The following is a 25031-nucleotide window of genomic DNA, read 5'->3' as shown; positions in this document are numbered from 1 at the left end:
GCTGTTCGGCGGTGCGATCGCGGTATCGCTTCAGCGAGGCCGGGTCCGATCGCGACACGGGGCGGGAAACCGCCGCCGCTGTCGGCGTCGCACCGGCGGCGTATGCCGGGCGTCATTAGCGTCTTTCGGCGGGCCCGTGGTTCGGGAAAGCGCCGATCAGCTAATTCGGTCAGTGACGCCGGTCGCGGCGCCCCGTGAGGGCTGTATGGCCGGGGGGAGGCTGAAATACGCGCGTGCCTGGGCGACATCGCGACCGATGGCGGCCTTCAACGCGTCCAGATCGACGTAGCGCGCTTCGCTACGCAATTTCTTCATGAATTCGACGCGGACGATCTTGCCGTAGGCGTCGCCGTGCCAATCGAAGATAAAAACTTCAAGCAGGATACGGCCCGAATCGTCGACCGTCGGTCGCAATCCGAGGCTGGCCACGCCCATCAGCGGCTCCGGCGCGAGGCCATGCACACGCACGACGAGAATGCCCGCGAGCGCAAGCCGCTTGTGGGTGATACGGATATTCAGTGTCGGGAAACCGAGATCGCGCCCGAGCTTTTGCCCGTGGATGACGTGACCGGAGATCATATAGGGACGGCCGAGCAGTCGCGTCGCGTCGTCGATCTCGCCGGCCATCAGCGCGGCGCGGACGGCGGAGCTCGATACCCGCGCACCTTCCGGATCGGCGAGCGTCGCCATCTGTTCGACTTCGAAGCCGTATTCCTTGCCAGCCGATTGCAGTGCCGTGAAGTCGCCGGCGCGCTTCGCGCCGTAGCGGAAATCGTCGCCGACAAGGATCCAGCGGGCATGCAGGCCGTTCACCAGCGTGTCGTGCACGAACGCGTCCGCGGACTGGGAGGCGAATCGCTGATTGAAATGTTCGACGACGACGCGATCAACGCCCGCCGCGCGCAACGCTTCCAGCTTGTCGCGCAGCAAGGCGATACGGGGCGGCGCACCGGCCGGATTGAAGAATTCCCGGGGGTGTGGCTCGAACGTCATGACGCACAGCGGCAAGCCACGGGCATCGGCCGCAGCACGTGCTCGCGCCAGCAGCGCCTGATGGCCGCGATGGACGCCGTCGAAATTGCCGATCGTCAAGGCGCAGGGCGCCTTGCTTTCGGCGTTGGGGAGACCCCTGAAAACTCTCACGATAGCCGTCGGTCGATTTCCAGAAAAGCGTTTGATTATAGACGAAAATGGACGCTTTCGGCGACGCCCGCCACTTATCGGACGATCCGGGCACTTGGATGCGATTGACGTGGTGTTCGGCGGCCCGCGGACGAGGCGGAATGTTAGAATTCGCCGGATGAAAAATATTGTCATCCTGCTGTCGGGTCGCGGCAGCAATATGCGTGCGATTCTCAAGGCATGCGAGGCGCAACGTTGGCCGGCGCGGATCGCTGCGGTGGTCTCGAACCGCGCCGATGCGCCCGCCCTTGAATTCGCCCGAGCGCGGGGAATTCCCACCATCGTGCAAACGGCGGCGGGTTTTGCGTCCCGTGACGATTACGACGCCGCGTTGCAGCGGCAAATCGACGCGTATGCCCCGGACGTGCTGGTGTTGGCCGGGTTCATGCGCGTCCTGAGTGCCGCGTTCACCGGGCATTACGCCGGGCGGCTGCTGAATGTGCATCCGTCCTTATTGCCCAGTTTTGCCGGTCTGCATACGCACCAGCGGGTGCTGGATGCGGGTTTGCCGGTGCATGGCGCGACCGTGCATTTCGTCACGGCGGAATTGGATGCGGGGCCGGTGATTGCACAGGCGGTCGTGCCGGTACGCGCCGACGACGATGCCGAGTCGCTGGCTGCGCGCGTGCTGCGTGCCGAGCACCTCATTTATCCGAACGCAGTACGCTGGTTCGTCGAAGACCGATTGACGGTCGACGGCGCCCGGGTGCGTGCGCGGCTTGATTACCCTGATACACAGTGGCTGTTCGCCACGGAGTTCGCATGAAATTGCATGGTTTCCTGATCGGCCAGACCGAGACATTGCTGGCTGAAGTGCTGCAGTTCAGCGGGCCCGCCGACGCGGCTGTCAGCCGTTTTTTTCGTGTCCATTCCAAATTGGGCCATGCCGAGCGCGGCGTGATCGCCGAAGCCATCTATGCTGTTCTGCGCCGCAAGATGGAGTTCTCGCATCTGGCCGAAGGCGGTAGTGGCTCTCCCACGCGACGCCTGACCTTGCTTGGCCTGATGCAAACGGTCGGCCGGGCGGCGTTGAAGCATGTCGTATCGCCGCAAGAGCGCGATTGGCTCGAACATATCGCGACGATCGATCCGGCGAGCCTGCCGCTGCGCGTGCGCACGAATTTGCCGGACTGGCTCTACCATTCGCTGGCAGCGCGCTTCGAAGGCGAGGAGCTGGCGGCGCTGGCGGCCGCCTTGAACTACCCGGCACCGCTGGATCTCCGCGTGAATACGCTCAAGGTCAACCGCGACAAGGCGGGCGAGACGATGGTCGAACTGGGCCAGGAGCTCGAGCAGACGCCGTATTCGCCGTTGGGCCTGCGGTTGGAGGCGAAGCCGGCACTGACGAAGATGCAGCCGTTCCAGGACGGCTGGGTCGAGGTGCAGGACGAAGGGAGTCAGTTGCTGTGCCAACTGGTTGCGCCGAAGCGCGGCGAGATGGTCGTCGACTTTTGTGCCGGCGCGGGCGGCAAGACGCTGGCGCTGGGCGCGATGATGCGCTCGTCGGGGCGTCTGTATGCCTTCGATATTTCCGAGCGGCGATTGGCGAAGCTGAAGCCGCGTATGGCGCGCAGCGGCCTGTCCAACGTGCATCCGATCGTCATCGACAGCGAGAACGACGTCAAGATCCGACGTCTGGCGGGGAAAATCGATCGCGTGTTGGTGGATGCACCGTGTAGCGGTCTGGGAACGCTGCGCCGGAATCCGGATCTGAAGTGGCGTCAGTCGCCGGCGACGATCGCCGAGCTTCAGCCGAAGCAGTTGTCGATCTTGAAGGCGGCATCGCGTCTGGTGAAGCCGGGCGGCCGTCTCGTGTATGCGACCTGCAGTCTGATGCGCGAGGAAAACGAGACGATCGTCGAGCGTTTCCTGGAAGCGCACCCGGAATTTGTGCTGGTGCCGGCTAACACGGTCCTTGCCGAGCAAAAAGTACCGTTGGACACAGGGTCATACCTATCATTGTTGCCGCATCGCCACGCTACGGACGGCTTTTTTGCAGCCGTGTTGACGCGTGTGAAGACGCCGGTTGCACCGGTGCCGGCAGCCGAGGATGACGTCGCCGCCGAGTGATCCGGAAAACCCTGCTTTAAGTAAGGCAAACGCTTGTCCCAGCGAGGGGATGCCCGTGTAGCGGGTGTCCCTGTTCGACGCCGTGGTGGAGCAGGGAAAATCCATACCGCCTGCGACTGCGCAACGCCACTCCCCTTGGGCTTTCGGGCCTTGTCACGAACGCTGTTTTATCGACGCGGGACGCTCGCCGACGAGGATTTTGACGCCGCGCAAGGTCCTGCCGTGGCCTGACGTTACAATTTCCTCTCAAATTGGCGGGAACCGATGGGTTAGAATCGGCTCTCACCAATGCGTATTTGCTGTCAAGCAAATTTGTTGCTGCGGCATGCGCGTGGCGGGCCCTGAGGGACGCGCTGCAATGCGAGTTGGTGTTGTTGTCCTATCTTCGTCTTCGAGATACATACCTTGGTCGATTCTCTGCTTCAATTCCTCGCGCACGGCTTGCTGGGTTGGCACTGGTGGCAGATTGCGCTGTTCACGCTAGGCGCCACACACGTGACGATCCTGGCCACGACGATTTATCTGCATCGTTGCCAGGCGCACCGCGCGCTGGATTTGCATCCCGCTGCCAGTCACTTTTTCCGTGCATGGCTCTGGCTCACCACGGGCATGGTCACGAAGGAGTGGGCGGCTATTCACCGTAAGCACCATGCCAAGTGCGAAACGGAGGAAGATCCGCACAGCCCACAGACCCGTGGTCTGAAGAAGGTGCTCTGGGAAGGCGCGGAGTTGTATCGCGAAGAATCGCGGAATGAAGAAACGCTGAAGAAGTTCGGCCATGGTACGCCGGACGACTGGCTCGAGCGCAATGTGTACTCGCGCTACTCGATCATGGGCGTTGCACTGTGCATGGTCCTGGATGTCGCGATGTTCGGGCTCGTCGGTCTGTCCGTCTGGGCGATCCAGATGGTGTGGATTCCGTTCTGGGCCGCCGGCGTGGTCAATGGCGTGGGTCACTATTTTGGCTATCGCAATTTCAACTGCGAAGATGCGAGCACGAATCTGCTGCCGATCGGTCTCTTGATCGGTGGCGAGGAACTGCACAATAACCACCATACGTTCGCGACATCGGCGCGTTTTTCGAACAAGTGGTACGAGTTCGATATCGGCTGGATGTGGATCTGCATCCTCTCGACGTTCAAGCTGGCCAAGGTGAAGAAGGTCGCGCCGACGCCGAAGCTGCAACGCGGCAAGACGACGATCGACTTCGAAACGCTGCAGGCCGTGCTGTCGAACCGGTATGAAGTGATGGAGCGCTACGCCATGACGTTGCGCCGTGCGTATCGTCAGGAGTTGGTTCATATCAAGTCGCTGGGTTCCAGCGACAAGTACCAGATCTTCAAGAGCGGTCGTAAGTGGTTCCACAAGGACGAGGCTGTGCTGGGCGAGCACCAGAAGCAGCAAGTGCCGCAGATCATCGAAAACAGCAACGCGCTGCGTACTTACTACGAACTGCGCGGTGAACTGACGAAGATCTGGGAGCGTTCGAACGTGTCCCGCGAGCAGTTGCTGGCGCAGTTGCAGGAATGGTGTCATCGGGCAGAGCAGAGCGGTATTCAGTCGCTGCACGAATTTGCGACCCGTCTGCGTCGTTACGCGTGATGTGACGGCTTGATGCGTGGAAGAAGGGCGCCGGCTTGGCAAAAGCGGCGCCCTTTTTTTATGCTCGGGTGCTTGGGGCAAAAGAGCCGATGTGTGAAGCGGTGATGGACGACCGTACGAGGGTGGTGCGGGGGCTGGCAGGGAGGAAGGTGGTAAGGCAAGGGGGCGGGAGGCAGGGGGCGCAGGAAGCCGCATCGGCTTATTTCTGCGCGCCAATGCAAAAGGCCCGGCGAAGAGCCGGGCCTTTGAATATCGCGCGATAAACGCGACGACAGTAGAGCAAGGTTGGTAGTGCTGGTCAGAGACCAGCCTCACCTTACTTGATCTTCGTTTCCTTGTATTCGACGTGCTTACGAGCAACCGGGTCGAACTTGGAGATTGCCATCTTTTCCGGCATCGTCCGCTTGTTCTTGGTCGTCGTGTAGAAGTGACCCGTACCTGCGGTCGATTCCAGCTTGATCTTGTCGCGTGCGCCCTTGGCCATGAGAAATCTCCTTAAGCTGCGCTACGTGCGCGCAGGTCTGCGAGCACGGAGTCAATGCCGTTCTTGTCGATCAGGCGCAGTGCCGCGGTCGAAATGCGCAGGCGCACAAAGCGGTTCTCGCTTTCGACCCAAATGCGGCGGCTCTGCAGATTCGGCAGGAAACGACGCTTGGTCTTGTTGTTTGCGTGGGAAACGTTGTTGCCGACCTGCGGCCCTTTCCCCGTCACGATGCATTTGCGTGCCATGAAGCACTCCTAGTACGCTAACTTTGCTTGAATAGCCGGTCGATCGCTACCGGAACCTGTCTGCGGGGCGGGAACTGGGGCTCGGAGACTGTGCGATTTACCGCCGTCGCACACCGCCCCATCAAGCCGCCGCCCTACCTTCGCCGACCGAATCCAACCAACGGTCGAGGTGGTGACCCCGCCGCCGAGCAACCGAAAAACCGGCCGTGAACTCGGGTATCCGGGCTAGGCCGGAACACAAAGACGGAGATTTTAGCAGGCTTTCGGCAACGGAATCAAATACATTTACCGTTTAGCCTAGCATCCCGCTGTCTGCGAAGGAAAAATAACCGCGCGTACTCACGATCAGATGGTCCAGCAACCCAATACCGAGCAGCGACAAGCCGGCTTGCAACTGATCCGTCAATGATTTGTCTTCCGCGCTCGGTATCAAGGCGCCGGAGGGGTGATTGTGCGCCACGATCAAGGAACTGGCGTTCAGGCTCAACGCCCGTTTTGCGATTTCGCGTGGATAGACGGCGCTGCGGTCGACGGTGCCATGGGCCATTTCCTCTGCGCGCAGCAGGCGGCAGCCGCAATCCAGAAATAAGGCGACGAACACTTCGCGTGGACTGTTGCCGATCATCAGACGCAGATAATCGGCAACGACCCGGGCATTGTCCAATGCCACGCCGTGTTCGCTGAGGCTCTCGCCCAGCGCGCGGCGCACAGTCTCTTTTATCGCGCGCAGCTGCGCCCGTTTTGCCGGACCAATGCCCGGTATCGCTTCCAATGTCTTGTCGTCTGCTCGCAACACCCCCGTCAGGGAGCCGCAGCGTAACAACAGCGTCCGGGCAATATCGACAGCATTGTGGCCTCGCAGCCCCGTACGGATGAACAGCGCCAGAAGCTCGATATCGCTCAGCACGGTCGCTCCCAGGCGGCTGAGTCGTTCGCGAGGGCGTTCATGCGCCGGCCAGCGCAGGATCGGGATCGTGTCTTGTGGCGTGCTTACGACGGTCAACGCAGGGAGTGGTCTTTTGACCCGCTCCGTGTGGCTTTCCGCGAGGCCCGCAGCGGCCGCGCGACTGCCCGTGGCGTATCGGGCCGTCGGAAGCGGGATAGCGGGCGCACGAAGCGTGGCGAGCGGCGGGTGGGGCATGGTGCGGCTCCAAAAGGGGATGCGGCATGGCGTGGGTGTCGTAATACAGTGGCGCGGCGTGTGCGTTCGCGCGACCAGCTCGCCGCAGTGGCTTACAATGGCGGTCTGTCACTCGGCGCGGACCTCTCGGCCGCCCGACCGGCCAGCGGATAGACTGCGGTTGGACTGATTCGGACATTCTCATGACGTTGATCGACCTTGCCCGCATCGAAGCGGGTTCCCATGTCACGTTGCACTATCGTCTGTCGCTCGCCGACGGGACGGATATCGTCAACACGTTCGCGGACAAGCCGGCCACCTTGCTGTTGGGGGCGGGCCAGTTGGCACCGCCGCTTGAAGCTATTTTGCTGGGGATGAAGACGGGTGCCCACTCGACCTTTCAGCTAAAAGCGGACGAGGCGTTTGGACCGCGGAACCCGGAACTGTTGCAGTGGGTGTCGATGGCCACGTTGCGCGCCAACAGCATGGTCGGCGAGGATTTTTCGCCGGGTGATCTGATCGAATTCAACGCGCCCGGCGGTGGCCGGTATGCGGGCGTCCTGAAGCAGATTGGCGAGACATCGGCGCTGTTCGATTTCAACCATCCGCTCGCAGGCCAGGCCGTTAACTTCGAAGTGCAGGTTATCGGCATCCTTTGATTTCATACCCATCTGTTAGATATGGGGAGTACCTACAAGATGAACGCGGACACGAACGTATTGGAAGCAACGGCACCGGTGGCGCCCATTATCGATGGGGAAATTCTGCTGGCGCAACCGCGCGGATTCTGCGCGGGCGTCGATCGGGCCATCGACATCGTCGAACGCGCGATCGCCTTGTTCGGCGCACCCATCTATGTGCGTCACGAGATTGTCCACAACGCGTATGTGGTTCAGGATCTCCGCCAGAAAGGGGCAATCTTCATCGAATCGCTCGATGACGTCCCCACCGGCAGCACTCTGGTCTTCAGTGCCCACGGCGTGTCGAAGGCGGTTCGGGCCGAAGCGGAATCGCGTGGCTTGCGTATCTATGATGCGACTTGCCCGCTGGTGACCAAGGTCCACGTCGAAGTGGCCAAGATGCGCGCCGAGGAATACGAGATCGTTATGATCGGCCATAAGGGGCACCCGGAAGTCGAAGGGACGATGGGCCAGTCGCCGAAGGGCATGTATCTGATCGAAAGCACGGCCGACGTCGCGACGTTGGAAGTGCGTGACCCGGAGCGTCTGGCGCTGGTGACGCAGACCACGCTGTCGATCGACGACGCGGCCGAGATCATCACGGCATTGAAGGGGCGTTTCCCCAATATCCGTGAGCCGAAGAAGCAGGACATCTGCTATGCGACGCAAAACCGCCAGGATGCCGTCAAGTTCATGGCGCCGCGTTGCGATCTCGTGATCGTCGTCGGAAGCCCGAACAGCTCGAATTCGAATCGCCTGCGCGAATTGGCTGAAAAGCTCGGTGTCCCGTCTTATATGGTGGATTCGCCGGACCAGTTGCAGGAAGCCTGGTTCATCGGCAAGAAGCGCGTCGGCGTGACCGCCGGCGCGTCGGCGCCCGAGGTGCTGGCGCAGTCCGTCATCGCGCGTATCCACGAATTCGGCAAGCGCGACGTGCGTCCGCTCGAAGGCATCGAGGAAAATATCTCCTTCCCGCTGCCGCGCGGCTTGACCTGATGTCACGCGCGGGCGACGATGCGGGGGGCTTCCCCTGCTGATGTTGTCGCCTGCTGCCGCGGTCCGGCATCTGTCTGGCTGCGGCGCCCGGATGTAATCTCCTCCCATCCCGCGCTTCTCGGTCCATCGGCGCCTTTGTGCGAAGCGACGGCATCGTGCCGTCAGTCGTTATCGTGCCTCCGCTTTTCACTACCGGCCGTCCTAAAGATCGCGCCGCCAGCGCTGCCCCGTACTTTGTATCGGTCGCATTCGCCCGAAATCCATTGAATCCTCGCTTTCGTACGCCGTGACATCGCCTCGTCTATTCGACGTCGGTGCAGTCGTCTATCGATCGGTCGAACCATAACGCCTCATCGTTCGTCTTATTTTTCGGTCATTTTGATTAAAGGTGTCATAGAAATTTGACTAGATGACTAGGCTGAGTAGGGTGAATGCGCACGCCGAATCCGGAGCCTTCCTAATATCTCAGGACATTCCCGTTTCACGGCACCGGGTTTGGTTAGACACTTCCCTCTAAATAAACCGATTAAGACACACAAGTCTTGCCACATTTTTTTATTAAACGATGCACCGCGACGGGGCGCCGCAAGCCCCCAAGGCCGTGCGGCGGCCTTGCGGCTTACAGGTTTTCCCTAGAACGGCATCCTAAAACCGGAACGGCTCGACGGTTTGAACACTTGCTGAAAGTATTTGTCCGCACCATGATTGTGCGTTGGCAAAAAAAGCGGATGCACCGCCTTGGCGAAAAGTGGTGCAACTGGGGAAAAATGTTGTTGCAACCCTAGTCATTCGGGGTTGCAACCAATATTGCGCATCGAATAAATAACGGTACAATTCGCCCGACTTTGCAGCTGGACTGTTATGGACAGCTGCCATGGCGGGGATTTGGAGTATGTCGATGACGTTGTTGGGCAAGACCACATCGCGTGTTGATGTCATGGTGACGTTCGCGCGGTTCGCGAATCAGCGAACGCGCTCCCTGTCCTATGGGCAGCTGTCGGGGCCGTCCCGACAGCAGCGTGACATGCCCCTCCCGGACCGGCCTCCGAGGTCCCTATAGGCGACGAGCTGCGTATCTCGTCCAGATTCGTGCCGCGTAGGGACCGCATGAAGCGGCATACGGACAGGCCGCACCCCCCATTGCTTCAAACCGTTTCAGACGCAAGCCCAATTCGCATGTCGGGAAGTTCTCGACGCGCGTGTCGGGCGTAACGAGGGACAAGGCCAAACGCACCGTCGGTGATGTTTGGACCATGCGATGCGCAACCCGCCGGGCAACCGGCACGACAGGCGCCGCCGTTCGCGGCGGTAACAAGGAAGGAGTAGCGAATGGATACCTTCATCCAGCAGATCATCAACGGGCTGGTGCTGGGAAGCATCTACGCGATCATCGCGCTGGGTTATACGATGGTGTACGGGATCCTGGGCATCATCAATTTCGCGCACGGCGACGTGCTGATGGTGGGGGCGATGGTCGCGTTGTCGGCGATCAATGTCCTGCAGGCACACTTTCCGAATCTTCCGGGCTGGGTGACGCTGATCATCGCGTTGGTCATTGCGGCAGTCGTGTGTTCGGTCGTCGGTTACCTGATCGAGCGGGGCGCCTATCGTCCGCTGCGCCGTGCGCCGCGCCTGGCGCCGCTGATTACCGCGATCGGCGTGTCGATCCTGTTGGAAACGGTCGCGATGATGATCTGGGGCCGTAACCCGTTGATGTTCCCGCAGTTGCTGCCGACCGATCCGTTGAATGTCATTGCCGCAACGGACACCACGCCGGGTGCGGTGATTTCCGGAACGGAAATCATCATCATCGTCACCGCTTTCCTGGTCATGGGTGGTCTGCTGTTGCTGGTCAACAAGACGCGACTCGGCCGGGCGATGCGTGCGACTTCCGAGAACCGTAACGTCGCCGGCCTGATGGGCGTCAACCCGAACTTTGTGATTTCCGCGACGTTCATGATCGGCTCCGCTCTGGCGGCGCTGGCTGGGGTGATGATCGCGTCCGAATACGGCAACGTGCACTTCTACATGGGCTTCCTGCCAGGGATGAAGGCGTTCACCGCGGCGGTGCTGGGCGGGATCGGGAATCTGGGCGGTGCGATGGTCGGTGGCATCGTGCTCGGCTTGATCGAGCAGTTGGGTGCCGGTTATATCGGTGGCCTGACCGGCGGCGTCTTCGGCAGTAATTATCAGGACGTGTTCGCATTCATCGTGCTGATCGTCGTGCTGGTGTTCCGTCCGTCCGGTCTGCTGGGCGAACGGGTCGCGGACCGCGCCTGATCGCAGGCGCCGTGTAGAAATAGACGGGCCGGGGCGCCAGCAAGCGTCCCTGTTCGGGAGGGTGAAGGGCCGCGGCGATGCCGCACCGCCTGCCACCTTCTTGCCAAAGCGCAAACGAGTTTAGGAAGACACGAAATGGGTTCCATTCCTCCGATTCAAACCACCAACGAGCTGACGCCGGCTAAGCCGTCGCCAGGCCGAACGGCCAAGTGGCTCGTCGGTGCCATCCTGGTGCTGGCACTGCCGATGGTGGTGGGTACCGCCGGCGGCGACTACTGGGTTCGCGTGCTGGACTTCGCGATGCTGTACGTGATGCTCGCGCTCGGCTTGAACGTGGTGGTCGGTTTTGCCGGTCTGCTGGATCTCGGCTATATCGCGTTTTATGCCGTGGGCGCGTATATGGCGGCGTTCCTCTCGTCGCCGCAGCTGTCGCAGAACTTCGCCTGGATTGCGGCGATATGGCCGCATGGTCCGCATTTCTCGATCTGGTTGATCGTGCCGGTGTCGATGGCCGTGGCCGCGATCTGCGGGATCATCCTGGGTGCGCCGACATTGCGCCTGCGGGGTGACTATCTGGCGATCGTGACGCTGGGCTTCGGTGAAATCGTACGGATCTTCATGAACAACATGGACCGTCCGATCAATATCACCAACGGTCCGAAGGGCATCACCGACGTCAAGCCCGTCAATCTGTTCGGGGTCGATTTCTCGAAGGCGCATGACCTCTTCGGGTTTCACTTCACCGCGGTCTACCCGTATTACTACCTGTTCCTCGTATTTTCGGTGTTCGTGATCTTCGTCTGCGTGCGCTTGCAGCACTCGCGTATCGGCCGTGCATGGGCGGCGATCCGCGAGGACGAAATCGCGGCGAAGGCGATGGGGATCAATACCCGTAACGTGAAGCTGCTGGCATTCGCCATGGGCGCATCGTTCGGTGGCATGTCGGGTGCGATGTTCGGCGCGTTCCAGGGCTTCGTTTCCCCGGAATCGTTCACGTATTGGGAATCGGTCGTCGTCCTGGCTTGCGTGGTGTTGGGCGGCATGGGCCATATCCCCGGCGTGATCCTGGGCGCGGTGCTGCTGTCGCTGTTGCCGGAAGTACTGCGTTCGACGATGGGACCGCTGCAGCATTTCCTGTTCGGCCACACGATCGTCGACGTGGAAGTGATTCGTCAGCTGATCTATGGCCTCGCCATGGTGCTGATCATGTTGTACCGCTCGGAAGGCCTGTGGCCGGCGCCGAAGCATGAAGACCGTGTGGCGAAGATCGCCAAGCGGGACAGTAAGACGATCCGCGCATGAGCTGGCGCAATCTGACGGAGCGGATGAGAAATGAGCAATAACAAGGTGCGCCTGTTCATCAAGGGCGTAAACAAGCGGTTCGGCGGCCTGCAGGCTTTGTCCGATGTCGGCATGACGATCATGGAAGGCCAGATCTATGGCCTGATTGGCCCGAACGGCGCCGGCAAGACGACGTTCTTCAATGTGGTAACGGGGCTGTACGAGCCGGACTCGGGCGAATTCGTGCTGGACGGCTCGACCTATAAGCCGACCACGGTGCACGAAGTGGCGAAGGCGGGCATTGCGCGGACGTTCCAGAATATCCGCCTGTTCGGCGGCATGACCGCGTTGGAAAACGTGATGACCGGTCGCCATGTGCGGACCAAGCAAGGTCTGATCGGCGCGGTGTTGCGGACGCCGGGCGAACGCAGGGAAGAGCGCGAAGTGAAGGAACGCGCAATGGAGCTGCTCGAATACGTCGGCGTGGCGAAGTACGCGGACTACACGGCGCGGAATCTGTCCTACGGCCATCAACGCCGTCTGGAAATTGCTCGTGCGTTGGCGACCGATCCAAAACTGCTGGCGCTGGACGAACCGGCCGCCGGTATGAACGCAACCGAGAAGGTCGAGCTGCGCGCGCTGCTCGACAAGATCCGTTCCGATGGCCGTACGATCCTGTTGATCGAACACGACGTGAAACTGATGATGGGGCTGTGCGACCGTATCACCGTGCTGGACTACGGCAAAGTGATCGCGGAAGGCGTGCCGCAAGACATTCAGAAGGATCCGAAAGTGATTGAAGCCTATTTGGGCTCCGGGGGCCATTGATGAGCGAAGCGATGTTGAGTATCAAGGGCCTGGAAGTGAAATACGGCGGTATCCAGGCGGTCAAGGGCGTGGATCTCGAGGTGCACCAGGGTGAACTGGTGACGCTGATCGGTGCGAACGGCGCCGGCAAGACCACGACGATGAAGGCCATCACCGGTCTGCAAGGGATCAGTGGCGGCGACATTCAATACCAGGGCCAGTCCATCAAGGGCGTCCCTCCGTACGAGCTGTTGAAGCGCGGCCTGGCGATGGTGCCGGAAGGCCGTGGCATCTTCGCGCGGATGTCGATTCTCGAAAATATGCAGATGGGGGCCTATCTGCGTCGCGACACCGCGGCGATCAAGAGCGACACGGAGCGGATGTTCAACTTCTTCCCGCGTCTGCGCGAGCGTCAGGCGCAGTACGCCGGTACGTTGTCGGGCGGCGAGCAGCAGATGTTGGCGATGGCGCGTGCCTTGTTGAGTCGCCCGAAGCTGCTGCTGCTGGATGAGCCGTCGATGGGCCTGTCGCCGATCATGGTCGAGAAGATCTTCGAAGTCGTGCGTGAAATCTCGTCGGAAGGCTTGACGGTGCTGCTGGTCGAGCAGAATGCCCGTCTGGCACTGCAAGCGGCCAATCGCGGCTACGTGATGGATTCGGGCATCATCACGATGAACGGCGACGCGAAGGACATGCTGAACGATCCGAAGGTCCGCGCTGCCTACCTGGGCGAGTAAGCGGTACGCTAGCCGAAAGGGAGAACACGGTCGTCCGTGTGGTCCCGTCGGGGTATAAAAGAAAGGGGGATGGCCTTGCAAGGCCATCCCCCTTTCTTTATTTCGCGCGCCGCTTTTTGCAGGCCCGCGGAAGAAGCACTACGCGGCGCGCCGCAACGCGCCGTGGCTACCTTTACTTCTTGACGACTTTGTCGATCGCCAGACGCAACAGGGCGATCATGTCGTCGATATCGGCGGTGGTCACATTCAGCGCCGGCATGAAGCGCAGCAGGTTCGGGCGCGCCGCATTGATCAACAGACCGGTCGGCGTCAGCAGGCGTGCTTCTTCCACGATCTGCGGGCCGATATCGCTGCCCAGTAGCAGGGCGCGCAACAGGCCTTCGCCACGCTCGCCGGCGAAACCGTACTCCTCGGACAGCTTCAGCAACTGACTACGCAGGTATTCGGCACACGTGCGGACATTTTCCAGGAAGCCCGGCGCCACCATGCGGCTGATGACTTCATAGCCCACCGCCGTCATCGGCGGGTTGCCGTTGTACGTGCCGCCCTGGTCGCCGGCTACGAACACCGACGCCGATTCCTTTGCCAGCAGTGCGGCCAGCGGGAAGCCGCCACCGATGCCCTTGCCCAGCGTCATGATGTCCGGCTCGACACCCGACAACTCATAGGCGAACAACTGGCCGGTACGGCCGCAACCGGTCTGCACTTCGTCGACGATCAGCAGCAGATTGTGCTTGGTCGTCAACGCGCGCAGTTGCTGCATGAATTCGCGCGTGGCCGGAATCACGCCGCCTTCGCCTTGAACCGGCTCGAGCATGACCGCGACGGTCTTGTCGGTGATCAGCTTCTCCACCGATGCGATATCGTTCAAGTCCGCCTTCGGGAATCCCGGCACCTGCGGCGCGAAGATCGTGTCCCAACCCGGCTTGCCGCTGGCCGACATCGTTGCCAATGTCCGACCGTGGAAGCTGTGATCGAAGGTGATGATCTCGTAGGCGCCGTTCCGGTTTTTCTGGCCCCACTTACGCGCCAGCTTGATCGCGCCTTCGTTCGCTTCGGCGCCGCTATTGGCGAAGAACACTTTGTCGAAGACGCTATTTTCCGTCAACAGGCCGGCCAGACGCGCCATCGGCGCGTTGTAGTAGGCCGGGCTCGGATTGATCAGCTTGCGCGACTGTTCCGTCAGCGCATCGACCATGCCGTCGTCGCTATGTCCGAGCGAGTTGACCGCCCAACCCTGGATGAAGTCCAGATATCGCTTGTCGTTGTTGTCGTATAACCAATTGCCCTTGCCGTGCGTAAACACGATTTCGGGACGGTTCGTGATGTACATCAACGAGTTGGTCGGATATTCCTGGAAATTCATCAAAGGCTCCACGGGGAAAAACGGTGACTACTGGATGATGAGCCGACATTGCGGCATTACCGTGAACGCGTGGAGGCGCAGTGCCGTTTTCGATCAAGGCAATGGCGCAGCGGGCCACTCCGACGGCTGATAGGACCGACGCCAGGGTGGCCCGCTGCTGGGCGCAACGCACGAGGCGAAACGCTTTGGAGCAATATCGGGACAATTCGGACAGAAACGCTGCCCGAAACCGCTTCCTGCAAGCAAGGCCGAACGGGTCGGCACCTTGCTTCGCCACATCGGCCTTTACACCGCGTTCGCGAGATCCGCTTCGCTGGTGAAGGCGTCCGCATAGAATTCTTCCGCCGGCAGACCGTGCTGCGCCGTGAAATCGCGAACCGCGGATTCCACCATGACCGGCGCGCCACAGGCATAGACCTGATGGCCCGAAAGGTCGGGCGTGTCGGCGATCACTGCATGATGCACGAAGCCGGTCCTTCCCGTCCAGCCGTCTGCATCCAGCGGATCCGACAAAACCGGGACGAACGTGAAGTTCGGCAGCGCCGCGGACCATCCGTTCGCCAACGTTTCGAGATACAGATCGGCGCGTTTGCGGGCACCCCAGTACAAGGTGATCGGACGCGTGATCTGCTTGTGGATCGCGTGCTCGACGATGGCCTTGATCGGCGCAAAGCCGGTGCCCGATGCCAGCAGAACGATCGGCTTGTCGCTGTCTTCGCGCAGGAAGAAGGAGCCTAGCGGGCCTTCGAAGCGGAGAATATCGCGCGCCTTCATCGCCGAGAACACGTGGTCGGTGAATTGACCGCCGGGCAGGTGACGGATATGCAGTTCGATCGGCCCCTCGTGGTGCGGCGGCGTCGCGATCGAATACGCGCGACGCTTGCCGTCCTTGAGAATGAATTCGAGGAACTGGCCGGCCAGATATTGCAGGCGCTCATTGGCCGGCAATTGCAGCTTCAGAATCATGACGTCGTCTGCGGCTTTTTCGAGTTCCGCCACGCGGCACGGCAACTTCTTCGCCGGCATGTCGCCGACGCCGGCGATTTCGCGAATCTGGATATCGAGATCGGACGTAGCCTGGGCGCAGCAGACCAGCAGATGACCGCGGGTCTTTTCATCGTTGCCGAGGGCCGACGACGAGTGCGGACCTTGCTCGACGGTGCCTTCGACGACCAGACCCTTGCACGAGCCGCATGCGCCGTTCTTGCAGCCGTACGGCAGGCCGACGCCCTGGCGCAATGCTGCGGCGAGGATGGTTTCGTCGGCATCGACTTGGAATTGGCGGCCGCTCGGCCGTAGCGTGACGTTGAAGCTCATGGATCAATAAAATCGGGTCGAAGGGGGAATCGTTCGGCGCGCAATCCGGAGGTTGCGCACCAGCGGACGTTCGGCACGCCCGCGCTACAATGACGACATGATCGCTACGCGTTTGCTCCGCCGACCGCGTGTCGTCATCGTCGGTTACGGCGATGTCGCCGCGCGCACCATACCACTGCTTGCCCCGCGCTACCGGGTCGTCGCCGTGCGGCGTCATGCTGCACGGCGCGAACCCGATGTTGATCAGCGCGAATCGCCATCACCCGTGACGCCGATCGCCGGCGATCTCGATGCGAGACGCTCGCTGCGGCGCGCGGCGGCGTTGACCGCCTCGGCGTTCGGCGTGCTGTACTTCGCACCGCCGGCACCGCAGGGGGCATCCGACCCGCGTACGCGCCGTTGGATCGCGGCGGTGTCGGCCGCGGCGGCAGGGCAGGCGCGTCGCCTGGGGCGGCGTCGCTTCGGGGGTATTGTACCCGAGCACACCGCGCCGGCGTCGTCACGCGGCGCATATGCACTATTGCGCGTCGTGTATGCGAGTACCAGCGGCGTCTACGGCGATTGCGGTGGTGCCGAAGTCGCGGAAACACGTCCGGTGGCCCCGAGCAATGCGCGCGCGGTGCGTCGCGTCGATGCGGAGCGGCAATGGCGCGAGACGGCGAAAAATCAGGCCGCCAGCGGGCAGGGCGGCCGTCGTCTCGCGGTGTCGATTTTGCGTATTCCGGGTATCTATGCCGCCGACCGATTGCCGGTGACGCGTCTGCGCGAGGCGATGCCGGCGTTGCGCGAAAGCGACGACGTATTCACCAATCACATCCAGGCAGACGACCTCGCCGCCATCGCGGTGCGGGCGTTGACGCATGGACGGTCGCAGCGGCTGTATCACGCGAGCGATGATAGTCGCCTCAGAATGGGCGACTATTTCGACAAGGTTGCCGATGCGGTGGGACTGCCGCGCCCACCGCGTCTGCCACGCGATGCGGCGGCGGAACGCCTGTCGCCGGCGATGTGGTCGTTTATGAGAGAGTCGCGGCAGCTGCTTAACGCGCGCTTGCATCGCGAGCTTGGGGTGCGTCTGCGCTATCCGGACGTCGATGCCTTGCTGCGAACGCTCGGCACGTCGGCGCGGTCGGAGGGATCGACGGGAGCCAGCGTTGCACCTAGCCGGCAGGATCAGCCCTGACCGTCTGTCCGGTTGCGCGTTGCCGGGTTCGTTCAGTTGGGCGTCGTGCGCAACGCGACGAGGTCGGCCTCGGTGAGCCAGCGCCATTCGCCTGGCGCGAGGTCGTCGGGCAGCACCAGTTTGCCGATGGCGGCGCGGTGCAAGGCCTCGACGCGATTGCCGGCGGCCGCCACCATGCGTTTCACCTGGTGATATTTCCCTTCGCTGATCGTCAGCGCCAGTTCGTGCGACTCCCGCATCGTCGCGGCGGCCGGGACGCTTGCGACCGTTTCGCCATGCAACAGCACGCCACGGCGCAACGTCTCCAACTGCGCGTCGTCGAGCGCGTGCTTCACGGTTGCGTGATAGCGCTTGGGCACATGTCGCCGCGGCGAGGCCATCGCATGCACGAAGGCGCCGTCATCGGAAAGCAGCAACAGCCCTGTCGTATCCTGGTCGAGCCGTCCCACGCATTGCAGGCCCCGCGTGGCCAATTGCGAAGGTAGCAGCGAAAACACGCTCGGATGATGTTGCGGATCCCGCGAACACTCGACGCCGGATGGCTTGTGCAGCATCACATAGGCTTTTTCGTGAAACGGCCAGATCCGGCCGTCTACTTCGAACTGCAGGTCGGCGGTCGCGAATGCCGCGTCGGCATCCGATTGCACGGTGCCGTCGATCCGGATCGCACCGCGTTCGATCAGCGCCCGGCATTCCCGCCGCCCGCCGAATCCTTGCGAGAAAAGCAGCGTTTCGAGATCCATGCTGCCGGCCGTCGCGCGGCGGTTGTTACGCTTGCTCATTCCCGCGCGTCGTGTCGTCGGCGGACGCATTCGATGCGGCATCCGACGCGGGCCGATCGGCGTCGTCGCGCTTCTGTACCAGCACCCACGGTGCCACGACGACCGCCCACAGTGAGGCATCGTGCGATTCATACGCGCTGGCCGTTTCAGCCGGCATCCGTTGCAGCAGACCGCTGGCTGCCCAGGCGGCGACCTGTTGCGCGTCGTCGCCCGCAACGGCTTCCGCGACGCTGACCAGATCGAGATCGCCGGCGATATGCAGCAGGGTCCCGCGAAGATGCAGCGGGGCCAATTCGGACCATCGGACCTGGGCGGTTTCGCCAAGGAGTTTCAGATAGCGTTCGGAAGGTTCGGAGGACTCGGGCGGCACGGTGATGATGTCAGGACGGAAAATCGGGGAGAGGATTGCGGAGGTATTGTACGCTGCCCGACGCCGGCAGGGCATTCGACCCTCGATCGGCACATAGCGCGATGCAACGCGGGTCGGCCCCGCGCGCGGCCGTCGAGGCCGTTGCGCACATGTGCCTTATTGCGGATCGAGCGTGGCGAAATGACTCACCAGCACGATGACGATCAGCGCCACGCCGATTTCGATCCAGGTCAATGCGCGGAATGCGTTTTGCAAGCGGCCCAGGCGCGCGGCGTCGGACGCGCGTGCGTGGGGGTGCGTCTGCTGCCTGAGCTGCATGGCGGGGACGATGCCATAACGGTTCACCAAAGCGATGCCGATCATCACGGCGACGAGCAGGCACTTGGACATCAAACCATCGCGATACGGCGCGCTCGAAGCGGCCCCATGCCACGGCACGGCGCCGAGTATCCAGGCGATATTGGCGACCCCGGTGGCGACGGCCAAAGCGACAGCGATATGGCCGGCAGTGGAAAAGCGCCGCAGCGTGCGCCGCGCCTGATCGTCGCCGGCGTCCAGCAGCGGCAACGTACATAACAGCATCGGCAGCATGCCGGCCCACGCGGCCGTGGATAGCAGATGGAGCGCGTGATTTGCCCGTTGCAAGCCGCCGGCCCACCCGCAGAGCATCGCGGCATGGCCTTCCAATCCGAGCGTGGCCAGCAGGATGCCGGTGCCGCTCAGCGTCAGACAGGCGATGCGTTGCGCGCCCGCCTTGTCGGGGAGGGCGCACGCGTCGCGGGGCAGGTCGGACGGGAGCGAGCGCGTGGCGCCACGCGGCTCGACCCATGTCAGCAGCAGCGTCGCCAGCGCGATGAGCAAACGCCAGCGCCAGACGGTGCCGAAGGGCGTGTCGAGGACGGCAAGCCAGAGGTCGGGTTGCCAGGCGTCGTCCCAGCCGCCACTCATCTCGGCGGTCTGCACCGGCACCCAGGCGCAGGCGCTCAGCAATGTCAGAGCGCCCAGCCAGCGCGTCGCCTGGCGCGTCTGCGCGGTCAGACGGTGTGCAATGCGCGGCGTGATCCCCGGTCGGGCGATCACGCAGACGTACAGCATCCGTCCGAACCAGGCGATGAGCGCGGTGAAGTGGATGAAACGGCAAAGGACGAGCGCGCTTTCTACGGACATCGAGAGGACGGTGGCAGGCGAAGGGCGGAAAAACGGTATCCGCGCGATCTTACTGCACCCGCCTTTCAAGCGGCATCGAGACACCCTTGACGCGCATGGGGTCTTTACACCCGATGGCGCCGCGCGCGCGTCCGCTTACGTTGCGCGCTACTGCCGTCTCAGAATCGTTAAAGCGTGATGCCGACGATTTTCGGGAATTCCACGCCGATCACCGAGTAGTCGTCATTCGGGCGCTTCAGGTCGCCCAGCGCTAGCGTTTGCGCGGCGGCAGCCAAGGTGCCGGCCGGTACGCCCAGACGGTTCAGCTCGTCGAGCAGCAGACGCATGTCCTTGCTCATCAAGCGGCTTGGGAACTGCGAGGTGAAATCACCCGAGCGGATCGACTTCAGCTTGCGGCCATGGTGCGGCGATACGGCAGCGATGCCGCCCAGCACGTCGAACAGCGTGTCTTTCTCGATGCCGGCCTTCAGACCATAGGTGAACGCTTCCGTCAGCGCGATCATGCCGGCGCCCATGATGCCGTTGATCACCAACTTCATCTTCGAGCCATAGCCCGGGCCGCCGATGTGGTGCACGGCCTTCGCGATCATCGCCAACACCGGCTGCGCACGTTGAAAGTCCGCCGCGTCGCCGCCAGCGATGACGACCAGTTGCGCCGCTTCGGCTTCCGGCGTGCTGCCGCTGACCGGCGCGTCCACGGCCGCGATCCCGCGCGCCTTGGCGGCTTCATACAGGTCGATCGATACTTGCGGCGAGTTCGACGTCGTATTGATCAGCAATTGGCCGGCGCGCATATGGGCGAGTGCACCGTCGTCGCCATACATCGCGGCGCTGACTTGTTCGTCTGCCGGCAGCGACACGATGACGGCATCGACATCGGCCACCAGCGCCGCGATCGATGCGGCCATCGGCGTACCCGCGCGTTCTCCGCTCGTCTGGCTGGGAGCGTAGGCTTTTACCGTCTTGATGCCTTTTTCGCGCAAGTGCACGGCCATACGTTGCGCCATCGCGCCGAAACCGATAAATCCAACGCTGTTGATATCCAGCATGATGGGTCCTTGAAAGGGAAGAGTTGTCGTGATCTGAACCGAGGTTCGCATGCTATCTCGAAAAGAAAACACGCGCGTGTCGGTGGCCTGATAGGCACTATTCGTTTTAAGGGGGTGGCGAGGCGCGATACGAATACTTCGCCGGAGACGGATTTTCAGACGCACGGCTCCTGCGCCAGGCCGTATCGCGCGAGGTTTGCGCGACGTCTTAGAAGCCTGCGAATCGTTGCCCATCAGGGTGCGCGCGCAGTGCCGCATCGATGTGGGCGACGAGATGGTCGACGACGATGGGTTTGCGCAGCAGTACGGCTTCGACGGGCAGGTCGGCCCGTACCAGATCGAGATCGATATGTCCGGTCACGAACAACACCGGCAGGCGCGGATGGGTCGCGCCAAGTACGCGCCCGAGCAAGGCGCCGTTGAAACCGTGCATGGCGCAATCGCTGACGACGATATCGGGCACTGCTTCGTCGATCCGCTGCAGCGCGGTCAAGCCATTCGATGCATGGACGACGCGGAAGCCGGCTTCTTCGAGCAAGGCGGCGACGGCGATACGTAACGCATCCTGATCGTCGACCAGCAGCACCGTGGGCCGCGACAGCGTAGCTCCGCCGGCCAGATCGGTCTTGCTTGGCAATAGGGCGGGCATCGACACCGCGGCTGCGGCGCAATTTGCCGCGCGGCCGACCGGGGGCGCGATGCTCGCCGCGATGGGCGCCGGTTCGGTCGCCGCGACATCATCGGTAGCGCCGATGCGAAGCCATAAGGTGATGGTCGTGCCGGTGCGCGCCGAGGTGTCGATGCGTGCCGTTCCGCCGGCTTTCAACGCGGCGGCCTGCACTTGCGCCAGCCCGAGTCCGGTTCCCTTGTTTGCCGGTTTCGTCGTGAAGAACGGTTCGAAGGCGCGCGCGGCGACGTCCTCCGGCATGCCCGGTCCGGTATCCGAGACCACCAGCATGACGTAATCGCCCGGTGTCAACGGCGGCTCCGCTGCTGCGCCCTCGGGTGCAAACGGGGCGGTCGCGGCGGGCGTCGCGTTCTCGAAAACGGATGCAGAGAGGCTGCAGGCCGCCGCCCCGTCCGATACGGAGGCATCGTTCGACGCCGTTTGCGGTGGGGTGTCGATGCGCGTGCGCATTGTCGTTACCCGGATCGCGCCGACATTGCGCATCGCATCGCGCGCATTGATGACGAGGTTCATCAGCGCCGCCTCGATCTGCGTGGGCGAACAATCGATGCACGCCGTTCCGGCATTCAGCGCAAACGTCAGTCGTATCTCGGGCCCCAGTACCCGGGCCAGCAAGTCCTGGACGCGTTCGATCGTGGCATCGATAAAGCACACCGGCTGTTGCGCCTCGGCATCGTCGTCCTCCTTGGCACTGCGCGAAAACGCCAACAACTGCGACACCAGGCTGGCGCCATGTTCGACGGCGACCATTCCGCTGTTTGCCCAGCGTTTCACATGTTCCGGATGGTCGGCCTTGCGTAGCACCAGCTGCAGGCTGGTGCTGACCGTCTGCAGCAGATTGTTGAAGTCGTGAGCGATGCCGCTGGCCAATTGCCCCACGGCACTGACACGTTGCTCGTGCCGAAGCCGCGAGTAGACGCCGCCCGACGCATCCGGTTCCTCGGCCAGCGCATCGCTAATCTTGCGCCGCAGCGCGAGCGTCTGTCGCGCGCGGTTAATACTCAGTTCGCGGAGCTGGATCAGCGCGGCGGCTTGCCGGGCGAGGGCTAGGAGTCCCTGTTGCTGTTGTTCCGTGAAAGGCGTATGCGGCCCATCGATGTCGATCGATCGCGGCTCGCGTCCGATCACGCACAGGGTGCCCAGCGCATGGCCATCAGGGGAGAGCAGCGGCGCACCGGCATAGAAACGAATGTGTGGATCGCCAGTCACCAGCGGGTTGTGACAGAAACGGGGGTCCTCCGCGGCGTTCTCGACGATCATCAACGCGTCCGGATGCAGGATCGCGTGCGCGCAGAACGCCAGGTCGCGATGCGTCTCCGTGGCGTTCAGCCCGACGCGAGCCTTGAACCATTGTCGATCGCGATCCACTAGCGATATCAGGGCGATGGGCACATCGCATAGCGTCGCGGCCAGCTGGACCAGATCGTCGAAGGCAATTTCGGGCTCCGTGTCGAGGAGGGCCAGCCGATCGAGCGCGTCTAGCCGCTGCGCTTCATCGATGGGGGGCGCGGGCGGCGAGGTATCGGGCGTGTTGACGAGTGACGGGTCAGGCATGCGGGTGCGGTACGGCCTAGGTAAAAAACAGGAGCGGCTCAGTAAAAGCGTAGGAGGAAGCCGCATCGGTATGCCACGGCTAACCCTGCTTGATGCGCGTCGCCCCGAGGCAAAGGGATGCATGTCGGCGCTCCATCTGCCCGTCGCGATGACACCGCAAAAAGAGTCATTTTAGTATGACAGATTCCACTTTTTACGTTTGTCGTGGCTCGAATCGGCGCTTCGAGAGCGGTTTCGCGCCAGTTCCGCCGGTTCGAAGGGAAAACGTAAGCACATCACGTGCCTGAATAAACGTGGAGAACGAGTTTGTCTTGTTTTCGGCTTTTTTCGTTCATTCAAACCCTGAAAAGTCATTTATACAACCAGATGTGTAGGTGTTAACCCGCGATTTCCTCGATCTGCGGGGCCAGCCCGCCGTCGCCGCCGACAAACGGTGCTTTAATACGCGCCGTTCCTGGCTTCATTGTTTCGACAACCATGCGCTCCTGGTCACCGGAATCTTTCGATTTTCTTTCGATGGCTCGGCCGCGCGGCTTTTTCGGATGACACGAATATGACCCACGCTCTTGCGGCCAGCGCCTGGTTGCCGCACGACACGCAATTGATCGTCGCTTGTATTTTGGCGCTGGCGACCGTCGTCACGTTGATCGCTGCGCTGCGCATCGCGCCGTTCTTCGCTATTTTGATCGGCACGTTCGTCGCCGGGGCAGTGGCTGGCTTGCCGATGGAGAAGGTCGCCAAGGCCTTCAGTCAGGGCGCCGGCGGATTGCTCGGCGACGTGGGCGTGATCATCGCGCTGGGGGCGATGCTCGGCGCGTTGATGGCGGAGTCGGGCGCGGCGGACCAACTCGTCGATGCGATGTTGCGCCGCTCGACACCACGGACCTTGCCCTGGATGATGGCCGGCGTCGCCGTGATCATCGGTCTGCCGTTGTTCTTCGAGGTCGGTCTGGTCGTCATGGTGCCGATCATTTTCGTGATGGCGCGCCGCGCGAAACAGCCGGTGCTGCGCATCGCGATTCCGGCGCTGGCCGGCATGACGACCTTGCATGCGCTGTTGCCGCCGCATCCGGGTCCGCTGATTGCCGTCAGTGCGTTGCACGCCGACCTGGGCATGACGATCCTTCTGGGTTTTATCGCCGCCATTCCGGCCATCATCATCGCCGGCCCCGTGTACGGAATGTGGCTCGCGCCGCGTATCGCCGCAAAACGCGTGAAGGACGGCGAAGCGGATGCCGGTGTCGAGGCCATCGGCGCCTCGTTCGACAGTGAACACGCGGCAACCCCGGCACCGGATGCGGCGCACTATCGTCGTCCCAGCTTCGGCATTTCCTTGATCACGATTTTGTTGCCGGTGATCTTGATGCTCGGCCGTACGATCGCGCGACTGCTGCTGCCGCCTACCTCGCCGTTGACGCAGGCGCTGGAATTCCTCGGCGAACCGATCATCGCGCTCAGTCTTACCGTTATCGTCGCCATCATCGGTTTCGGATGGGCGACCGGCCGCGGCAAGAATGAAGTCGGCAACATTCTGCGCCGCAGCCTGCCGCCGATCTGCATTCTATTGCTGACCATCGGCGCCGGCGGCGGCTTGAAGCAGACGCTCGTGCTGGCCGGCATCAGCGATACGGTTGGCAAGATCGCCACCGGCTCGCATCTGCCGCTGGTGCTGCTGGCTTATCTGATCGCCATCTGCCTGCGTCAGGCCACCGGTTCCGCAACCGTGGCGACCACGACGACTGCCGGTATCGTTGCGCCGCTGGCGGCTGCGATGCCGGCGACGCACGGTGCGTTGATGGCGCTGTCGATCGGTGCCGGCTCCGTGTTTTTCTGCCACGTGAACGATGCCGGTTTTTGGATGGTGCGCGAATTCTTCGGTTTGAAATTGAAGGAGACGATCTGGGTGTGGTCGCTGCTGCAGACGATCGTCTCCGTGGTGGGTATCGTCATGGTCCTCGTCATGTGGCAAATATTGACCTGATCGAGAATTGACCTGATCGAGAAAAGGCGCCCACGCGCGTCGCGCTGATGGCGTTTGATCTCAGAACGTTTCTCCAGGGCCGGCATCGGT

General features: G+C 62.3%; 20 protein-coding genes and 2 pseudogenes. 11 read left to right on the top strand and 11 right to left on the bottom strand.

The window, feature by feature from the left end; translation table 11 throughout:
- Positions 1-156: 156 nt before the first annotated feature.
- Entirely contained in the window at positions 157-1143 is a 987-nt protein-coding gene (locus tag ABEG21_RS12410; RefSeq protein WP_347554887.1) for a bifunctional riboflavin kinase/FAD synthetase, read from the bottom strand.
- A gap of 157 nt (positions 1144-1300) precedes the next feature.
- Between ABEG21_RS12410 and purN the strand changes: the two genes are divergently transcribed.
- The 3 genes from purN to ABEG21_RS12395 all read left to right on the top strand — a co-directional run bounded on the left by purN (position 1301) and on the right by ABEG21_RS12395 (position 4854).
- Positions 1301-1948, top strand: a complete 648-nt coding sequence (gene purN, locus ABEG21_RS12405) for a phosphoribosylglycinamide formyltransferase (protein WP_347554886.1) — start codon at positions 1301-1303, stop codon at positions 1946-1948.
- Complete coding sequence (locus ABEG21_RS12400; protein WP_347554885.1) at positions 1945-3252, top strand: RsmB/NOP family class I SAM-dependent RNA methyltransferase; 1308 nt, start codon at positions 1945-1947, stop codon at positions 3250-3252. Before purN ends, ABEG21_RS12400 begins: the two co-directional genes overlap by 4 nt.
- A gap of 405 nt (positions 3253-3657) precedes the next feature.
- The gene (locus ABEG21_RS12395) at positions 3658-4854 is read left to right on the top strand and encodes a fatty acid desaturase (protein WP_347554884.1); all 1197 of its coding nucleotides are present in this window, start codon (positions 3658-3660) and stop codon (positions 4852-4854) included.
- 316 nt (positions 4855-5170) lie between these two features.
- Here ABEG21_RS12395 and rpmG read toward each other — a convergent pair whose 3' ends face one another.
- From rpmG to radC, 3 genes are all read right to left on the bottom strand, one after another.
- Entirely contained in the window at positions 5171-5338 is a 168-nt protein-coding gene (rpmG, locus tag ABEG21_RS12390) for a 50S ribosomal protein L33 (RefSeq protein ID WP_024901710.1), read from the bottom strand.
- An 11-nt stretch (positions 5339-5349) separates the two neighbouring features.
- The gene (rpmB, locus tag ABEG21_RS12385; protein WP_347554883.1) at positions 5350-5583 is read right to left on the bottom strand and encodes a 50S ribosomal protein L28; all 234 of its coding nucleotides are present in this window, start codon (positions 5581-5583) and stop codon (positions 5350-5352) included.
- A 292-nt stretch (positions 5584-5875) separates the two neighbouring features.
- Positions 5876-6724, bottom strand: coding sequence for a DNA repair protein RadC (radC, locus tag ABEG21_RS12380; protein ID WP_347554882.1), 849 nt, complete (start codon positions 6722-6724; stop codon positions 5876-5878).
- A gap of 182 nt (positions 6725-6906) precedes the next feature.
- On the opposite strand from radC, the gene ABEG21_RS12375 reads away from it, so the two are divergent.
- The 6 genes and pseudogenes from ABEG21_RS12375 (at position 6907) to ABEG21_RS12350 (ending at position 13484) form a co-directional block, all read left to right on the top strand.
- Entirely contained in the window at positions 6907-7362 is a 456-nt protein-coding gene (locus tag ABEG21_RS12375; protein ID WP_347554881.1) for a peptidylprolyl isomerase, read from the top strand.
- 39 nt (positions 7363-7401) lie between these two features.
- Positions 7402-8379, top strand: coding sequence for a 4-hydroxy-3-methylbut-2-enyl diphosphate reductase (gene ispH / locus ABEG21_RS12370; RefSeq protein ID WP_347554880.1), 978 nt, complete (start codon positions 7402-7404; stop codon positions 8377-8379).
- A 1329-nt stretch (positions 8380-9708) separates the two neighbouring features.
- Positions 9709-10659, top strand: coding sequence for a branched-chain amino acid ABC transporter permease (locus ABEG21_RS12365; protein WP_347554879.1), 951 nt, complete (start codon positions 9709-9711; stop codon positions 10657-10659).
- A 231-nt stretch (positions 10660-10890) separates the two neighbouring features.
- Positions 10891-11961: pseudogene (locus ABEG21_RS12360) on the top strand (ABC transporter ATP-binding protein); the annotation flags it as partial.
- 30 nt (positions 11962-11991) lie between these two features.
- The gene (locus tag ABEG21_RS12355; RefSeq protein ID WP_347554878.1) at positions 11992-12768 is read left to right on the top strand and encodes an ABC transporter ATP-binding protein; all 777 of its coding nucleotides are present in this window, start codon (positions 11992-11994) and stop codon (positions 12766-12768) included.
- Positions 12768-13484 (top strand): ABC transporter ATP-binding protein, encoded by a 717-nt coding sequence (locus ABEG21_RS12350; protein ID WP_347554877.1) that lies wholly within the window; start codon positions 12768-12770, stop codon positions 13482-13484. Before ABEG21_RS12355 ends, ABEG21_RS12350 begins: the two co-directional genes overlap by 1 nt.
- Before the next feature lie 172 nt (positions 13485-13656).
- Here the strand turns inward: ABEG21_RS12350 and ABEG21_RS12345 are convergent, their stop codons facing one another.
- Together ABEG21_RS12345 and ABEG21_RS12340 are read right to left on the bottom strand one after the other, a co-directional pair.
- A complete protein-coding gene (locus ABEG21_RS12345) occupies positions 13657-14850 on the bottom strand; it encodes an acetylornithine transaminase (protein WP_347554876.1) in 1194 nt (397 codons plus the stop codon).
- Positions 14851-15135: 285 nt separating this feature from the next.
- Positions 15136-16167 carry a CDP-6-deoxy-delta-3,4-glucoseen reductase gene (locus tag ABEG21_RS12340; RefSeq protein WP_347554875.1) on the bottom strand — a complete coding sequence of 344 codons (1032 nt, stop codon included), beginning with the start codon at positions 16165-16167 and terminating at the stop codon, positions 15136-15138.
- A 97-nt stretch (positions 16168-16264) separates the two neighbouring features.
- Here ABEG21_RS12340 and ABEG21_RS12335 point away from each other — a divergent pair, with 97 nt between their 5' ends.
- Positions 16265-17350, top strand: coding sequence for an SDR family NAD(P)-dependent oxidoreductase (locus ABEG21_RS12335; protein WP_347554874.1), 1086 nt, complete (start codon positions 16265-16267; stop codon positions 17348-17350).
- Positions 17351-17382: 32 nt separating this feature from the next.
- On the opposite strand, the gene ABEG21_RS12330 is transcribed toward ABEG21_RS12335, so the two are convergent.
- The 5 genes and pseudogenes from ABEG21_RS12330 to ABEG21_RS12310 all read right to left on the bottom strand — a co-directional run bounded on the left by ABEG21_RS12330 (position 17383) and on the right by ABEG21_RS12310 (position 22960).
- A complete protein-coding gene (locus tag ABEG21_RS12330; protein WP_347556763.1) occupies positions 17383-18093 on the bottom strand; it encodes a 16S rRNA pseudouridine(516) synthase in 711 nt (236 codons plus the stop codon).
- A 106-nt stretch (positions 18094-18199) separates the two neighbouring features.
- Positions 18200-18511 (bottom strand): annotated as a pseudogene (locus ABEG21_RS12325) (DUF2288 domain-containing protein); the annotation flags it as partial.
- 147 nt (positions 18512-18658) lie between these two features.
- A complete protein-coding gene (gene copD / locus ABEG21_RS12320; protein WP_347554873.1) occupies positions 18659-19669 on the bottom strand; it encodes a copper homeostasis membrane protein CopD in 1011 nt (336 codons plus the stop codon).
- A gap of 167 nt (positions 19670-19836) precedes the next feature.
- Positions 19837-20718: an NAD(P)-dependent oxidoreductase gene (locus ABEG21_RS12315; protein WP_347554872.1), complete on the bottom strand. Its 882-nt coding sequence runs from the start codon at positions 20716-20718 to the stop codon at positions 19837-19839.
- A gap of 208 nt (positions 20719-20926) precedes the next feature.
- Entirely contained in the window at positions 20927-22960 is a 2034-nt protein-coding gene (locus tag ABEG21_RS12310) for a response regulator (protein WP_347554871.1), read from the bottom strand.
- Between the two features lie 553 nt (positions 22961-23513).
- Here ABEG21_RS12310 and ABEG21_RS12305 point away from each other — a divergent pair.
- A complete protein-coding gene (locus ABEG21_RS12305; protein WP_347554870.1) occupies positions 23514-24941 on the top strand; it encodes a gluconate:H+ symporter in 1428 nt (475 codons plus the stop codon).
- Positions 24942-25031 lie beyond the last annotated feature (90 nt).

The sequence above is a fragment of the Robbsia sp. KACC 23696 genome (assembly GCF_039852015.1).
Lineage (GTDB): Bacteria > Pseudomonadota > Gammaproteobacteria > Burkholderiales > Burkholderiaceae > Robbsia.
The sequence above is the reverse complement of the archived record's forward strand: the minus strand, read 5'-3'. Positions and strand labels throughout refer to the sequence as shown.